Origin of the sequence: Sulfoacidibacillus thermotolerans (assembly GCF_003144315.1) — a bacterium.
GTDB classification, from domain to species: Bacteria; Bacillota; Bacilli; order Alicyclobacillales; family SLC66; genus Sulfoacidibacillus; species Sulfoacidibacillus thermotolerans.
This window is the reverse complement of sequence record NZ_MPDK01000097.1, coordinates 1-819: the sequence shown is the minus strand read 5'-3', so window position 1 is coordinate 819 and position 819 is coordinate 1. Positions and strand designations below refer to the sequence as shown.

Sequence of the window (819 nt, the reverse complement as noted above, 5' to 3'; positions counted from 1 at the left end):
ACCTGTCATTAGTAGCGCGATAATTATTAAGATCGGCAACCAAAGATTCAATACGAGATCTGTACTGACGTTCGATAGTGTCTTTCTCATACGCTCTTCGTTTCTCCTCCTCGAAATCAACCGCTTTCTGAGTTTCTTTTTGGTACGACACACCGGCATCGAAACCCTCCTTTCTAGCTGATTCTATGGCATTGTCATAAGCCCAGTTGGCTAGAATAACAATTATGACAAGTGGTATCCAAGGTGCAACAATACCAATTATTCTTCTAAGGAGCATACTTTGTCACCAACCCCCATAGACAAGTATTGGATAGCAAGAAGAAAGGCTATAGCATCTTTCGTATCCCCTAGATCTTTAAGAGTCTTAAATTTATCTTCAAGTTGCTGTACATGCTTTTCAAATTGAGGCAAAGCATCAATCTCAGCGGCAGCTCCGCGCATATACACTCTTGCAGCGGCTAATTGCGCATTTGTAGGATCACTCACGATGTTCTCCAGATTACACTGTTTCGAATTTCGTCATTCCAGACGTATTTCCCCTTCTCACCGTTTTTATAAGATGGAACAGAGAAAACGGAGGAACTTGGATACAAGTCTGATGTTGTTAAGCGTATACGCTTACCGTCAAAAGGTCCACCAACACAAAGGAACAGACCAGTCTTAGGTTTCTTCAAAATGGTTTCTCCTCGATTTTACACTGCGCCATTTTAAGAGTATAAGCTACATCATAGAATTTAACCCCTTGACCACAACTGTCGCAATATACACACGCCAGTCGTACTGCCTCTTCGGCGGTGCAACCTCCCGCCATTGCACCCA

The 819-nt window shown here is 42.9% G+C and carries 2 protein-coding genes; both read right to left on the bottom strand.

Going from position 1 to position 819, the window contains the following annotated elements; all coding sequences use genetic code 11:
- A partial coding sequence (locus BM613_RS15445; protein ID WP_219930730.1) for a hypothetical protein occupies positions 1–277 on the bottom strand: 277 nt, incomplete at its 3' end.
- On the bottom strand, positions 259–486 hold the full coding sequence (locus BM613_RS14625; RefSeq protein WP_109431868.1) for a hypothetical protein: 228 nt from the start codon (positions 484–486) through the stop codon (positions 259–261). The genes BM613_RS14625 and BM613_RS15445, both read right to left, overlap by 19 nt.
- Between the last annotated feature and the right edge of the window lie 333 nt (positions 487–819).